The following is a 14368-nucleotide window of genomic DNA, read 5'->3' as shown; positions in this document are numbered from 1 at the left end:
AATGCACCCGCGGGTCACGCCCGTCGAGTGCACACAAAGTTCATGGGTACCACAACTGCAACTGGCAACAAGGTAGCACGACACCGGCCCTCGTGCCGGATTTCCCACCGGCGGGTTGATCTTCCCGCCGTAGGTCCGGGTGTGGGAGTCTGAGAAATCCGACCGCCCCCTCCCTTTGTTGAGGTCCTATGCGTTGCATCATCGCCGGCTTCCCGTTCGACCTGGTCAAGGCCGAAGTGCAGGACAGGATGCGGGGCGTCAAGCCCGAACCGGTCACCGGAGAGTGCGTGATCATCAGTCGCCGCACCTACCCCGTGAAACAGGTCGGCCAGGTCCTCACCCGACAGGACCGGCGTGACTTCACCGCCGAGCAGATCACTCGGGCCATGACCCGACTCGGCTTCACCTGCCGCCCCACACCCCACGTTGCTGCTGTGACTGCCGCCGCTGTTCTCGGCCCACTCCAGGCCGCGGCAGCGATGCTGGGTACACCCGCCTACGGCTGACCGGCCCACCGCACTCCATGTGACCTCAGCAGCCGTGGCCCCACCCAATTCATGACCGGCCCTGGGCCACGTGGCCATCACCTTCCGTGATGCCGCCGCACCGTGGCCTGCTACCCGACCACCCGACTTCACCGAGCGTCTGCCAAAAGGTAGCTCCGGACCCACGTCAGCTGCCTGCCGACAGCCCGTCCGTCGTCTCCACACCCGTCCGACGATCCGGCAGGGCTGCGGAATCAGCCGGCAGGCCATGCGGGCGGGCGACCCGGCACGCCAGCGCCCGCCTAGCAGGCTCTGGTCGGGGAATCGAGGTGTCCTCCAGCGCGAACCTTGTGCGCCGGTAGGGGAGTTGGGAGTCTGTGGTGCTCCGGGGTGGAGCGGGAACTGCTGTGCGGATGGCGGTGGTCGTGGTGGAGCGGTGGTCGGGGTTACGCCGGGTCAGCCAGGCGGCGGCGGGCGATACCGCGGGGTTGCCAGGGCGTTTGTGTCACGCGTTGCGCGAGGCGCTGGAGGCGGACTGGGCGGTGATGTCCCTGCACAGTGATACGCCCGGCCGCCAGCTGCTCGCGGTGAGCGGCATACCGGCGCTGCGGCTGGAGGAGCTGGAGTTTCTGGTGGGGGAGGGGCCGTGCCACAGCGCCAGTCTCACCGGACACTCCACGATCATCGGAGACCTCCGCCACCAGGTCACCCCCTGGCCCTTCTTCGGAACGATCGCACGCGAGGTACTGCCACGCATCGGCGCGATCCACGCGTTCCCGCTGCGCTGGGCTGATGAGCGCTTCGGGTCGGCCGCCGTGCTCTACGCCCGGCCCCGCGCCACCGCCTGGGCGCAGACCCAACAGGCGGCTGCGGCCGTGGACGCCGCAGCCGCGGCGCTCGTGGACAGTTACCGGACGGTGTTTCTCCGGGGGGCGGACCTGCCGTGGGAGCCGGCCGGCCTCCTGGACACCCATTGGGGCGCCACCCACCGGGCCGCGGGAGCCCTGGCACTGCGCCTGGGGATCCCCTTCGACGAAGCCCTCGCCCGCATGCGGGCCCTGGCCTTTCGCACCGGACACTCCCTGCGCGACATCACCACCCACCTGCCCTGACCACCGCACCCCACCGGTCGAGACTGTCACCCGGCATCGGGGGAGTGCAGGTGGTGCTCGCAGGACTGCGGGCGGTGCTGAGCCCGATGCTGCTCCCACTCCATGGCGCGTCGGATCTGTAGATCATCCAGCCCCGTGGCCGCGCATAGGGCTTCGGCAGCCAGTCCGTCGGGCTGCTGAGCCAGGGCACGCAGGATCTGCCCGGCCCACAACTCCTCATGGACGAAGGGCCGCTCGCGATACTCCCGCTGCAGCGCCAGGAGGTGCTCGGGAGAGCAGGCGGCGATCAGGCGCCGCCCGTCACGTGCCCGGTGGCGGGGGTGGATCGCGGAGGAGTCCCGCACGACGCCCAGGTGGCACCCGTCGGTGAGCGGCCGGGCGCACGCATCACAGATGTCCGTCTGCGGGACGGACGGTGACTGGTCGTCTCTCATGCGGTTCTCCTACCCCTCCCATACCGCCCGCCGCCCGCGGTGCCTGCCGAGCGGGAGACAGGATGCCTGTCGGTTCGTGCCACAAAAATCTATCCCAGGTGAAGTAGACATTCCCTTCCGGGTGTGGGTAGTGTTCCTCTCGTAGCCAAGAAGGAAGCAGGGTGCGGCAGACACGAACTGCCGTGCAAAGTAGGTGGCACGGTGATGGAATTCGGCGGCCAGTGCAGTGCTGGTGGGTCGCAGGGTTGATTGCCGGGCCGGGTCGCCCCGGGAGGGGCAGCCGCGCAGGACCGCATTACTGCAAGTGCAGGTCTGACCCGCAGTTCAGCAGGACCGCATCATGCAGTTTCAGCAGTATCGGATGCGGTTGCAGTACCAGCAGTGCAGTACCCAGTGGTTCCTCGGTGAAGGCGTCGGCTGCGGGCGCGCGCGCCGGGAGGTTCGGCAGTGGGGTTCTAAGCCAGAGCGGTTGCAGGACAGGCGACGGGGCTGGCTGCCGAAAGTGTGGCGCTAGTGCAGGCCACCGAGCAGTACGTATCACCAGCGGTATGCAGCAGTGGAGTGTGAGCAGTTCCTCGGTGAAGGCGTCGGCTGCGGGCGCGCGCATCGGGAGGTTCGGCAGTGGGGTTCTAAGCCAGAGCGGTTGCAGGACGGGCGACGGGGCTGGCTGCCGGAGGGTGGTGCGGTGAAGGCCACCAGCAGTTCGCAGTACGGGTTGGGTAAGTGATTCATCTAGAGGGAACGGAGGGGTTGAGCGCCATCAGGATCGCCCGGGCCGAACACTTGAGTCCGGGTACCGCAGGACATCGATAGGTAGGTGGTCTCCGGTCACGCAGTCGCGATCCCCGCACCCCCGACCCCGGTCGGTCGTGCGGACACAGTAGGCCGGCGCGGTACCAGGGCCGGCAGGTGGTGTTTTCCGTCCTTCGGGGCCCTGGCGCTGCAAGCGCCAGGGCCCCTCCACGCGTTCCCTTCGCCCGTTTCCCAGTGAGGTGAGATGACAGCAGAGGTCTCCTTCGGCCGTCTCGATGACGAGGACTACCCCGCCTACACCATCGGCCGCGCCGCCGAAATGATCGGCACCAACCCCGGCTTCCTGCGCGCGATCGGTGACGCCCGCCTGATCACCCCCCTGCGCTCCCAGGGCGGCCACCGCCGCTACTCCCGCTTCCAACTGCGCGTCGCCGCCCGGGTCCGTGAACTCGTCGACCAGGGCACCGCCATCGACACCGCCTGCCGCATCGTCGCCCTGCAGGACCAGCTCGAAGAAGCCCTCGCACGCAACGCCCAGCTCCGCACCCACCACCCCGCCGCCTGATCGCAGTAGCCGCGCGGCAGGCAACCTGCTCGCCGCCGCATCACATGCCCGGTGCGCAAGCAGGCCGCCGGTCATCCTCCACCCTCGACCCCTCGCGCCCTGAGGACTCAGTTCTGCCTCCTGCGGGCGGGGCTGCCCCGAGATGTGTGTACCGGGGGCGGTGCGGGCCGGCTGCGGCCGGGACGATCAGCGCAAAGGCACAGGAGGAGTCGCAGAAGTGTTGGCGCGGCCCGGCGGTCTCTGTGCTGCTCGCTCCCTTCCCGTGGCGGGCATCAGTCCACGCCACCAGCAGGAGCGTTGTCCGACACGCACCGGCGGCGCCGCCGGCAGACCCGAAAGGCCCGCTGACCCGCAGTCGCTGAGGCATCCGGACCAGTCGAGTCCTTCAGCCGACTTCGGGTGTTTGCGGATCCTGTTCGTACCGTCGCCGGTCGCGGTTCTTCCAGGCCAGAGCGCGCTGGACTTCCAGGAGGCTCAGGCCCGCGGCCGCCGACAGCGCATCCCTGCTGAGCACCTTGGGTTGAAGCGCCTGCGCGCGGTCGATCTGCCCGGCCCACAGTTCCTCGGGCACGTACGGGCGGGTGCGGTACTCCTGCTGCAGGGCGGCCAGGTGTTCGGGGGAGCAGGCGACGACCAGTCGCCGGCCGTCGCGCGCCGGGCTGCGGGCGTGGATCGCGGAGGAGTCCGGGACGACGCCCATCTGGCATCCGTCGGTGAGCCGTCGGGCGCACAGGTCGCAGATGTCCGTCTCCGGAACGGGCGAGCGGTCGGTTCGCATGCCGTTCTCCTGCCCCGTCTGTGCTCTGGCGCACTCTTTGGTCGTGGTGGACGGGAGCAGTATGCCTCCCTCCTGCCGACACGGAAATCTATCCTGGCTGCAGTAGACATTCCTGCCGGGGTGTGGGTAGTGTTCCTGTCGTAGCCAAGAAGACAGCAGGGCGCGGCAGACACGAACTGGCGCGCAGAGTGTGTGGCACGGTGATGGAATCCGGCGGCCGTTCAGTGCACGTGGCCGCAGGGTTGGTTGCCGGGTCAGGTGACCCACTGAGGGGTCGCCGTGCAGGACCGCAGTAGGTACAAACGCAGTACAGCAAGTGCAGTTCTGACAGCAGTACCAGCAGTACCAGCAGTGGATGAGTGGTCTCTTGGTGAAGGCGCCGGCTGCGGGCGCGCGCGCCAGGAGGTTCGGCAGTGGGGTTCTAAGCCAGAGCAGTTGCGGGACAGGCGACGGGGCTGGCTGTCGGACGGTGGTGCGGTGAAGGCCACCAGCAGTGGTGATCGCAGGACCGCAGTATCTGAAGTACCAGCAGGTCAGTAGTTCTCGTCGTTCAGGTACGAGCAGGAAAGGTTCGGAGCGACACCATCAGGATCGCCCGCACGGCAGGTGTGTGCGGGCACTCGCAAGGCCCCGGATTGGAAGGTGGTCCCCGGTCAAGCATTCAAGATCCCCGCGCCCCGTGTTCCCCCGACGCGGCGATGCGAATACGGCAGGACCGGCACGCACAAGCCGGTAGATGTAGATGGTGTTTGATCCGCCCCATGGGGCCCCGGAAGCCAGGTACGGCTCCGGGGCCCCTCCACGCGTTTCCCCAGGAGGCCAGATGACCACCAGACACGAAGAGGCGTAATGACCGAACAACCCCCCGCGAGCCCCGCGAGCCCGTCCGACCGGTTCGACGACGAGGACTACCCCGCCTACACGATGGGTCGCGCCGCCGAGATGATCGGCACCAACGCCGCGTTCCTCCGTGCGATCGGCGAAGCCCGCCTGATCACCCCGCTGCGGTCCGAGGGCGGCCACCGCCGCTACTCCCGCTACCAGCTGCGCATCGCGGCCCGTGCCCGCGAGCTCGTCGACCAGGGCACCGCCATCGAAACCGCCTGCCGCATCGTGGCGCTGGAAGACCAGCTCGAAGAAGCTCTGGCCCTCAACGAACAGCTGCGCAACCGCCCCAGCAACCCCACCGCCTGAGCACAGAACCCGAGATCGTGAACCGGCCGTGTGTGCAGGTGACGGCGGAGCGGGTGCCGGTGCAAGCGCGTGTGGGCCTCCTTGCGCGTTCCTGACGCCCCGTAACGGCCGCTGTCAGCACTGATCGTTTTCGGTGCCCCTTCCGGTAGGCACTCAACCAAGTCGGGGCGCCCGTGGGGCCGGGTACGGGGTTGCCGAGGGCGCGCACCATCAAACGGTCTCCTGCGAACGGGGCACGCGAGGGGAGCCGGCGGGGGGAGGGGGCCAGCAGATAGCTCTGGCCGGCTGGGAGGGTCGAACGTAAGGCTGTTCCTGAAACATTCTGCTCCGGATGGATCAATATCTATGTCCATGAGGGAAGGATTTAACGCGCCATATGGGGAGTCTTTTTACCGCAATGAACACAACGTAATTGTTTAACGTATGCGGGCTGCGGCGGCATGTTACTCTCGATCTCAGCTGCGGTTGTGATTCCCAAAATTCCAAGTGCCTTCGTCGGTAGGTCAAGCCGCTGGAAGCGCTTTTGCATTTCCGCTCATTTTTCGGGCAGGGCATTATCGCGGCGACCTGGTATCCGCGCATTGCGGATTCCGGCGTACTGCCCGAAGGAGATATGGCAATGGCGTCCGGCACCGTGAAATGGTTCAACGCAGCAAAGGGGTTCGGCTTCATCGAGCAGGACAGTGGCGGCGCTGACGTGTACGCCCACTTCTCGAACATCGCCGCCCAGGGCTTCCGTGAGCTGCTCGAGGGTCAGAGGGTCACCTTTGACATCGCGCCGGGCCGGAAGAGCCCGACGGCCGAGAACATCGTTCCCGCCTGACTCCCAAGCGCACGTCATAGCTGGGGCCCGCACCTCTCGGGGTTGCGAGCCTCGGCTACGGGCATTTCCCGCGTTGGGTCAGCTGTGGCACGAGCATCGTCCGCGGAGCTGCGGGTCCGGTCGGAGCTGTACCCGTCGAAGTGCTGGATTCCACGCCCGATTGACGTTGCCCGTCCCATCGCCGGGAAACGCATCAGATCGACTGCAGGTCAGATTCATTTTCGCATTCCATTCGGCCCGTTCTTGTGAGTCCCGGCGCTACTATTCTGCTGCGGGAATTGCTTGATGCGTGCTTTAGGGCTCGCAACGCGATCTTGCTGAGACGTATTGGTCGGGCGTGACCGACAGACGATTCCGCTGTTCGTGAGGTATGAGGAATCGGCCGTGGATCGGGGATGGCGAACTGTGGGCGCTGATCGAGCCGTTGCTGCCGCCCTGGCCGCAGAAGGCTCCCGGCCCGAAGCCGGTGGATGACCGGCTGTGCTGCGGGTCATCTTGTTCGTGCTCTGAGCGGCGTCAGCTGGCAACTGCTGCCGCTGGAGGTCGGGACGTGGTCGAGGGCTTCGCGGCGTACGGTTCCGATCACCCGCTCGCAGAGGGCTCCCGCTCCCGCCCTTGAAGGGACGTGAGATGTGGGTGCGGGAGAGGGTGGGTGAGATGACGTCTAAGCCCCTGCGATACCACTCTGACCAGCAAGAACGCAACCGGTCCTGATCTTGGGTTGTGCTCTCGGTACTACACGGTACATGGTCGTAGAGACCGTCCAGGGGCGTCCACTGGGTATAGGGAAGTGGCGTAGTGCCAGGTGGGGCCCTTGTGGTCCGGGGGCGTCGGTGTTGTTGGTGAGACGCGTGTGAGAGGTGATGGCCCCGCCGGATGCATCCGGCGGGGCTCCGCCGTCAGCGGAGGTGCGGGTGCGCGGTGACGCACGGGGGTGAGGCGGCGTCGAAGAGGCCGTCCATGTCCTGGGCGGCCACGGCCAGGCTGATGCAGCACAGCACCATCAGCGTGGTGATGGCCGCGACCAGTTTCCGGCGCGGCGGCACCGGCGGTGCCAGCAGCGCCCGCACTCGCTGGGGCACCGGACCTCCGGTGGCGGCGAGGGCCGCCCGGGGCGCGCGCTTCTCGGCGAGGGCCGCTCGCGCGACGGCGTGGGCCACCAGTTGCCGGTCTCCGACGACGGATCCGGCGTGTTCGTCGGCCCAGCGTTCCAGAGCGAACGCGCCCGCGCGAGTCAGGGGCCGCAACAGAGGATTGGCTGCCGCCGCGAGCTGGAGGACGAGCAGGAAGCGATGGTGGCGGTGGGACAAATGGGCCCGCTCGTGCGCCAGCAGCGCGCGCCGCTCGTCGACGCCGAGGGCGCGCAGCATGCCGGAGGACACCACCACCTTGCCTGGGGCGCCGGGCAGGGCGAAGGCGGTGGGCACGGGGTCGTCAACCACGGCCAGGTCTCCGGCGGAGACCAGGTCGCGGCATTCGCGTCGGGCGTCGACCAGCGTGCGTACCTGCCGCCAGGCGGTCACGGTCAGTGCCAGGGCGCAGCACAGGACGCCGACGGCGCAGGCGGCGGCCACTGGCCGGTCCACCGGGGCGTCTGCGGCCAGCACCCGCGCCGACCACCGTCCCTCCGCGGCCACCTGCGGAACCTGGCCGACCAGGGTGAAGCCCAGCATGGCCAGCGCCGTCACCCAGGCGCCGGCGGCGACGACCGCGGCCGAGGTCAGCGACCACGCAGCGGTTCGGGGCGGCAGTCTGCGTCCCGTCCAGGGTGCGGCCAGCGCCAGGATCGCGCTGAACAGCAGCGGCAGGCCGATCCACACTGTCTACGCCTCCGGGTGTCCGCGCAGCAGTTGCTCCAGCAACTTCTCGTCCTCGGCCGGTAGTTCGGAGACGAACCGGGCCAGGACCGCGGCTCGGTCCCCGCCGTGCTCCAATAGTTCGCGCATCCCCGCCGCGGCGTGTCCGGCCTCGTCGCGTACGGGTGCGTACAGATAGCCGCGGCCGGCCTTCTCGCGGGTGACCAGTCCCTTGTCGTGCAGTCGGGACAGGATGGTCAGCACGGTGGTGTACGCGGGATCGCCGGTCACCTGCTCGCGCACGATTCCCGCGGCAACCGGCTCCCCGACTGCCCACAGGGCAGCCAGGACCTCGCTCTCCAGCTCGCCCGGCGCACGCCGCCCGGCTGCCGCGCCTTTCTGGTCGCCCACGCTGTCCGCTCCTTCGTCACCGTCCTGTCGCCCACATCACCGCCGCGGCCCCGAGTACCGGCGCCCTCAGTGGCGTCCGCGGCCGGAAGACCAAACTACTACAGCACGTAGAGGGACGGCAGAGCCGGTGCGAACGGGGCATAGACGGCGCGGGGCGCCGGCAACGGCCCTGTCCCGTCAGCGGCCGCCCGCGCCGGACCGCCATCCGTGGTCGCGCAGCGGGCCGGCGCTCAGACCGCGCTCCGCGCAGGTGTCCAGCAGCCGGGGGAGCGCGGCGAGGGTGGCCCGCCAGGAGCCGGTGGCCGAGGTGCAGTCGGAATCGTGCAGCAGTACCGTGCCGCCGCCGCGCAGATCCCGGGCGACGGTGTCGTGCACCGTGCGTGGCGTCGCGCGAGCCCGCCAGTCCTCTCCCCAGGCCGTCCACAGGACCGGAGCGAGCCCGAGACGTCGGCAGGCCAGATGGGTTGCGGTGGTCATGACGCCGTAGGGGGGCCGGAAGAGTCGCGGGGGCGCACCGGTGATGTCGGCGAGCGTGTCGCGGGAGCGGGCGAGGTCGTCGTACGTGGCCCGTGGCCCGCGCAGCAGCAGCGGGCGGTGCGCCCAGCCGTGGAGGGCGATCTCGTGTCCGGCGTCGGACATCTCCCTCGCGAGCTGGGGTGAGCGCGCCGCCATGGAGCCGAGCAGGAAGAACGTCGCGCGGATCTCCCGGCTGTCCAGCAGCCGCAGAAAGTGCGGGGTGGACAGGTGGTCCGGCCCGTCGTCGAAGGTGAGGGCGATGTGGTCGGACCTGCCCTGCCCGGACAGGGCGGGCATGAACCGGTTGCGCAGCGGGCCGAAGGAGGAGACGACCGGCGCGGCGTGGACGGCGGCGAGCGCTGGTAGCGCCAGGGCACCCGCTCGCAGGACGGTGCGCGTCAGCCGCGGATGAGTCGTCACCGGTCTCCTTCCAGGATCTGGCTGAACGGCCTGAAGTGGGCGGGCGAGTCGCCGTAGGCATCGGCGAGCGGAGCGCCGATGCCCAGCGCGACGGTGACGGCCATGGCGGCCGCTGCGGCCAGGGCCGGGACGCGGCGCCGGTCACGACCGCGGGGGAGCGGGGACCGTGGCACCCGCGGTGTCGAAGGCCGGGTGTCGGACGGCCGGCCCGCGGCGTCGGCGACGGCCTGGGCCGGACCTCGGTCGGCCCGGAACAGGGCCAGTCCCCGGGCCAGCTGCTCGCGACCCGCCGGGCCGTCGATCAGTTCTGTCAGTACGGCGGCCAGTTGGGACGGTTCGCGGACCCAGGAGGCGAGTCCCGCGTCGTGCAATGCCTGGGCGTTGGTCTGCCCGTGACCGGGTATGCAGCGGTAGCTGGCGACCGGCAGACCGGTGGCGAACGCCTCCAGCGAGGTGAGGCCGCCCGCGTTTTCCACCAGGGCGTCGCAGGCGCGCATCAGCGTCGGCATGTCCTGGACCCACCCATGGATGTGCTCGATGCCCTGGGCGCGCAGTCGCCCGACGAGCGCCGTATTGCGTCCACAGACCACGACGGGCATGGCCACCCCGCTATCGCGGATGTCGGCTGCGGCCTGCTCCACCGCCCCGACCCCCCACGACCCCGCGACCAGGAGCGCCAGTGGCGTGCCCAGGGGAAGCGCGAACTGTTCACGCGCGGCCCGGCGCTGCTGCGCGCTCGCCGGAGCGAAGCGGGAATCGACCACCGGGCTGGTCACCGTCACCCGGGACGCCCCCTGCGCGCGGGCCTGCCCGGCGGGTATCGGGTGGGCGGCGAGGTGGCGGTCGACGCCGGGCGCGATCCACAGCGCGTGGACGGAGAAGTCGGTGAGGTACGTGAGGGCCGGCACCGTCAGCCGGCCGCCGGTGCGGAGCGCCCCCAGGACCTGGCTGGCGCCGGGATAGGTGGAGACAACGGCGACTGTGTCCGGGGTGACGGTCCGCAACGTCTTGCGTTCCGCGCTCCGCAGCAGCGCCCGGACGGCCGGGCCGGGGCGCCCGGTGCGCTCGGTGATCGCGTAGATCAGCTGGTAGCCGTCGGGGGCCCAGGTCAGCAGCCGGTGGTAGCCGCCGGACAGCAGCTTCCCCAACCGGGCGGGGAGGAGGTCGAGGAAGTCATGCCGGTCCACGTGGAATCCGTCGGACCGAAGGCGTCGGGCCAGTTGGTCGGCGGCGCCGTCGTGTCCCGCGCCCACACTCGCCGAGATGATGACGATCCGCCGGGCGGCCATTCGCGGCGGGGAGGTAGGTGGCGGGAACGCCCGTGCTTCCGACGGGTCTTCGCGGTAAGGCACAGCCGATCAGTCTCCTTGCCGGCAACGGCATGACGGGATGGTTCGCACTCGGTGACGACGTGACGACGTCGACGGCCTGGTGGGCGGGCGGACGCGCGAGGTCGACGCCGCCCGGTCCGGCCGGAGATGAGGACCGGGGCCAGGGGCCATGCGGCGAAGCTACTACATGATGTAGAACTAAGGGAATGCATCTCGTGGCCGCCGGGCATCGCCCGGACGGAGACCTGGATACGGCGCGCGGCGCCGGGAGAGTGGCGGCGCTCATGGAACAGTCCGGACACGGGTTCGCGACCAGGACCGGGACGGACGCGGGAGCTCCGTCCCTGCCTGCCGTATCCGGGCCGGGGCAGCACCGGTACGCGGCCGCGTGGAGCAAGGTCCCTGAGGTGACGGTCCTGTTCTGGGTCACCAAGGTGCTCACCACGGGGATGGGTGAGACCACCTCGGACTTCCTGGCACGAGTGCTCGGCCCTGTCGTGGCCGGCGCGTTGGGGCTGTTCGGGCTGGTGGCGCTGCTGGTGATGCAATTCCGCGCCACCCGGTACTCGCCCTGCGTCTACTGGTCGGCGATCGTCATGGTGAGTGTGTTCGGCACGATGGCCGCCGATGTCGCCCACGTGGTCGTCGGTATCCCGTACACGGTCTCCACCGTGGTGTTCTCACTGGCTCTCGCGGCGATTCTGACGGCCTGGTACGTGAGTGAGCGGACGCTGTCCATCCACAGCATCCGCACCCCGCGCCGCGAAGCGTTCTACTGGGCGACCGTGCTGGCGACCTTCGCGCTGGGCACGGCAACCGGCGACCTCACAGCGGGCACCATCCACCTCGGCTACCTCACCTCAGGTGTCCTGTTCACCGCCCTGATCGCCGTACCAGCCCTGGCTGGGCGCTTCCTGCGGCTCAACCCGGTCGCCGCCTTCTGGGCGGCCTACGTGCTGACCCGCCCGCTCGGGGCGTCCTTCGCCGACTGGATGGGTGTCCCCGCCCGGCGCAGCGGGCTCGGCTGGGGCACCGGGCCGGTCAGCCTGGTCCTGGCCGTTCTCATCGCCGCACTCGTCGCGTACCAGGCAGTCGCGCACCGGCGCACCGCTGTGCCGGTCGAAGCACGGAGTTGAGGAGTGCCAGGTGGTGATGGCTACCAGACGAGGCCCTTTGTAGGGGCGTGGGACTGTACGTCACCCGCGGTGGGACCACGGCGTAGACAGACCTTGACCCGGAGCACAACCTTCCGTGGTCTGTTGGCCGCCCGCCCTTCAGACCGTTGATGCGAACGCGCCATGACCCGTACCCTCCGCCGACGGCAGGGGCTGGTTCGCTCGGCGGCGTCCGATCCACGAGGTACGGGAGACCACGATGAGACGCCGCATCACTGCCTCACTGACCGCTCTGGCCTGTGCCACCCCGCTGGCGATCGCCGCGGCAAGCCCCGTCCAAGCGGCCACCGACCACCACGTACTGCTGATCAGCGTCGACGGACTGCACGCCGCCGACCTCCGGCGGTACGTCGCCACCCACCCCGGATCGGCGCTGGCCGCACTGTCCCGGCGGGGCACCACGTACACCGATGCCCGCGGCTCCGAACCGTCGGACTCCTTCCCCGGGCTGCTCGCCCTGGTGACCGGCGGAACACCGCGCAGCACCGGCGTCTATTACGACGACTCCTACGACCGCAGGCTGTCCCCGCCCGGGTCCGGTTGTGCGACGGTCGGCACCGAGGTGGTGTTCGACGAGTCGATCGACCGCGACCCCGACGCGCTGGACGGTGGAGGAGGCATCGACCCGGCCAAGCTGCCGCTCGACCCGGCGAAGGGCTGTACGCCGGTCTACCCGCACCAGTTCCTGCGGACGAACACGGTCTTCGAGGTGGCCCGGCAGGCCGGGCTCAGGACCGCCTGGTCCGACAAGCACCCCGCATACGACCTGGTCAACGGCCCGTCGGGCAAGGGTGTCCAGGACGCGTACAACCCGGAGATCAACGCGGTGGCCGGAACGGCCGCCACCGAGGGATACGACGACCTCAAGGCCGCCGCCGTTCGCAACGAGATCGACGGCAAGGACCACGCCGGCACCCACACCGTAGGCGTCCCTGCGGTGTTCGGCCTCAACTTCCAGGCCGTCAGCGTCGCGCAGAAGGACGCCGCGGGCGGCTACACCGACGGCGGCCGTGCTCCGAGCGCGGAACTGGCCGACGCCCTGGAGCACACCGACCGCTCCATCGGCGCACTGCTCGCCCGGCTCACGGCCCGCGGCCTGGACAAAAGCACCCAGGTGATCCTCACCGCCAAACACGGCCAGTCGCCCACCGACCGGGCCAAGTTGAAGCTGGTCGACAAGAAGCTGCTGACCACCGCGGTCAATGGCGTCACCCCGGGCCTCGTCGCCCAGACCACCGCCGACGACGTCGCTCTGCTCTGGCTCACCGACCACAGCAAGGCCCAAGCCGCGGCCGCCGCGCTGCGCGCACATGCCGGCGAGCTCAACATCGATCGGGTGCTGGTCGGCAAGGACATCACCCGCCGGTTCGGCAACCCGGCCAAGGACTCCAGAACCCCCGACGTGATGGTGCTTCCCCGGCCCGGGACCGTCTACGCCAAGCCCGGCGCGACGAAGATCGCCGAACACGGTGGCTTCAGCGCGGACGACACCCATGTCGCCCTGCTGGTCGCGGGCCCTGGCGTACCGCGAGGTGAAGAGGTCGACGACCGGGTCACCACCACCCAGGTGGCCCCCACCATCGTCCGCTTCCTCGGCCTCGACCCCCGCTCCCTCGACGCGGTCCGGGCCGAACACACCCGGGTACTGCCCAAGCAGTAGGGTCACCGGCTGTGCGGACGGCCGTTCGAGGGCCGCCCCGGCCCCGCGGGTTTCCCGGTGGGGCCCAGTCAGGAGGACTTGGCCAGGTGGCCGCTCAGCCGGCCAAAGGAGGGCAGCAGCAGCCGGATCCAGATCGCGAAGTTGTGGCCTCCGGTCTCGACGGTCGCCTGAGCGACCTTCATGGGCCTGCGCACCGCGGCGGAGAATCCCTAGGAATCGGCAGAGGTGTGGCCGTCCTCCTTACTGCCGGCGAGCAGCACGCCCGGGCGGGCGGAGGAACGTGAGTGAGCCGCCAGTTGAGGGCGGCCCGCGGGCGCTGCTGGCTGCTGCCGAGCCGCGGGCGCCTGCCTCGCCGCGGAGCAGGAGGTGGCGGGCTGTTGCGGCAGGCCATGAGCAGTGGGGCGCGCTCGCGGCCGGTGCCGCTGCGGTGGCCAGCCCCAGGGGAGGAGGGGCCGGTCACCGCAGCTCCATCGTGCGGTCAGTTCGGTGGAGCTCCGGTGTCACCGCCGACCGGAGCCGGTGGTCCCCGCGGACCTACTGCTGTCCGTCGCCACCATCCGCGCCGGTTGTGGCGCCGGTGGTGGAGCCAGCACCCGCATCAGTACCGTTCGCGTCACCCGTACCGGCACCCGTATCAGTGCCGTTTGCGTCACCGGAACCAGCACCCGCATCAGTGCCGTTCGCGTCACCCGTACCCGTACCCGCACCCGCACTGGAACCCGCACTGGCGTCGTTGCCGTTGGCGTCACCGCCACCAGTAGCGTTGCCGGAACCAGCACTCGCGCCGGTGCCGTTCGCGTTGTCGCCACCGGCGGCGTTCCCGTTCGCGTCACCACCGCCGGCCGCGCTGCCGCTGCCACCGGCGTCGCCCGCTCCGATGACGGCTCCGGTGGCCGCGAGCGCGGCCGTGACCGG

At 69.8% G+C, this 14368-nt stretch carries 13 protein-coding genes and 1 pseudogene; 7 read left to right on the top strand and 7 right to left on the bottom strand.

Annotated elements, in window-relative coordinates:
• Positions 1-188 precede the first annotated feature (188 nt).
• A complete protein-coding gene (locus O3W51_RS44915; RefSeq protein WP_269289625.1) occupies positions 189-506 on the top strand; it encodes an SCO5918 family protein in 318 nt (105 codons plus the stop codon).
• Positions 507-997: 491 nt separating this feature from the next.
• Entirely contained in the window at positions 998-1597 is a 600-nt protein-coding gene (locus tag O3W51_RS44910; RefSeq protein WP_269289622.1) for an ANTAR domain-containing protein, read from the top strand.
• A 26-nt stretch (positions 1598-1623) separates the two neighbouring features.
• Here O3W51_RS44910 and O3W51_RS44905 read toward each other — a convergent pair whose 3' ends face one another.
• Positions 1624-2031, bottom strand: a complete 408-nt coding sequence (locus O3W51_RS44905) for a hypothetical protein (protein ID WP_269289620.1) — start codon at positions 2029-2031, stop codon at positions 1624-1626.
• A 997-nt stretch (positions 2032-3028) separates the two neighbouring features.
• Between O3W51_RS44905 and O3W51_RS44900 the strand changes: the two genes are divergently transcribed.
• Entirely contained in the window at positions 3029-3349 is a 321-nt protein-coding gene (locus tag O3W51_RS44900; protein ID WP_269289618.1) for a MerR family transcriptional regulator, read from the top strand.
• A 385-nt stretch (positions 3350-3734) separates the two neighbouring features.
• Here the strand turns inward: O3W51_RS44900 and O3W51_RS44895 are convergent, their stop codons facing one another.
• Entirely contained in the window at positions 3735-4127 is a 393-nt protein-coding gene (locus tag O3W51_RS44895) for a hypothetical protein (protein ID WP_269289616.1), read from the bottom strand.
• Positions 4128-4976: 849 nt separating this feature from the next.
• Here O3W51_RS44895 and O3W51_RS44890 point away from each other — a divergent pair.
• Both O3W51_RS44890 and O3W51_RS44885 read left to right on the top strand, forming a co-directional pair.
• Complete coding sequence (locus tag O3W51_RS44890; RefSeq protein WP_269289612.1) at positions 4977-5321, top strand: MerR family transcriptional regulator; 345 nt, start codon at positions 4977-4979, stop codon at positions 5319-5321.
• Between the two features lie 619 nt (positions 5322-5940).
• The gene (locus O3W51_RS44885; protein ID WP_269289610.1) at positions 5941-6144 is read left to right on the top strand and encodes a cold-shock protein; all 204 of its coding nucleotides are present in this window, start codon (positions 5941-5943) and stop codon (positions 6142-6144) included.
• Positions 6145-7043: 899 nt separating this feature from the next.
• On the opposite strand, the gene O3W51_RS44880 is transcribed toward O3W51_RS44885, so the two are convergent.
• The 4 genes from O3W51_RS44880 to O3W51_RS44865 all read right to left on the bottom strand — a co-directional run bounded on the left by O3W51_RS44880 (position 7044) and on the right by O3W51_RS44865 (position 10639).
• Positions 7044-7964 carry a M56 family metallopeptidase gene (locus O3W51_RS44880; protein WP_269289608.1) on the bottom strand — a complete coding sequence of 307 codons (921 nt, stop codon included), beginning with the start codon at positions 7962-7964 and terminating at the stop codon, positions 7044-7046.
• 3 nt (positions 7965-7967) lie between these two features.
• Positions 7968-8351: a BlaI/MecI/CopY family transcriptional regulator gene (locus O3W51_RS44875; protein WP_269289606.1), complete on the bottom strand. Its 384-nt coding sequence runs from the start codon at positions 8349-8351 to the stop codon at positions 7968-7970.
• Positions 8352-8528: 177 nt separating this feature from the next.
• Positions 8529-9287 carry a polysaccharide deacetylase family protein gene (locus tag O3W51_RS44870; RefSeq protein ID WP_269289603.1) on the bottom strand — a complete coding sequence of 253 codons (759 nt, stop codon included), beginning with the start codon at positions 9285-9287 and terminating at the stop codon, positions 8529-8531.
• Positions 9284-10639, bottom strand: a complete 1356-nt coding sequence (locus tag O3W51_RS44865) for an MGDG synthase family glycosyltransferase (RefSeq protein ID WP_331284155.1) — start codon at positions 10637-10639, stop codon at positions 9284-9286. Before O3W51_RS44865 ends, O3W51_RS44870 begins: the two co-directional genes overlap by 4 nt.
• 263 nt (positions 10640-10902) lie before the next feature.
• Between O3W51_RS44865 and O3W51_RS44860 the strand changes: the two genes are divergently transcribed.
• Both O3W51_RS44860 and O3W51_RS44855 read left to right on the top strand, forming a co-directional pair.
• Positions 10903-11754, top strand: coding sequence for a COG4705 family protein (locus O3W51_RS44860; RefSeq protein ID WP_443048407.1), 852 nt, complete (start codon positions 10903-10905; stop codon positions 11752-11754).
• Positions 11755-11992: 238 nt separating this feature from the next.
• Positions 11993-13453 carry an alkaline phosphatase family protein gene (locus O3W51_RS44855; protein ID WP_269289599.1) on the top strand — a complete coding sequence of 487 codons (1461 nt, stop codon included), beginning with the start codon at positions 11993-11995 and terminating at the stop codon, positions 13451-13453.
• A 534-nt stretch (positions 13454-13987) separates the two neighbouring features.
• Here O3W51_RS44855 and O3W51_RS44850 read toward each other — a convergent pair.
• Positions 13988-14368: pseudogene (locus O3W51_RS44850) on the bottom strand (hypothetical protein); the annotation flags it as partial.

The organism is Streptomyces sp. H39-C1, assembly GCF_027158125.1.
Classification (GTDB): Bacteria; Actinomycetota; Actinomycetes; order Streptomycetales; family Streptomycetaceae; genus Actinacidiphila; species Actinacidiphila fildesensis.
Note: the sequence above shows the minus strand (reverse complement) of the source record. Positions and strands in the feature narration are given on the sequence as shown.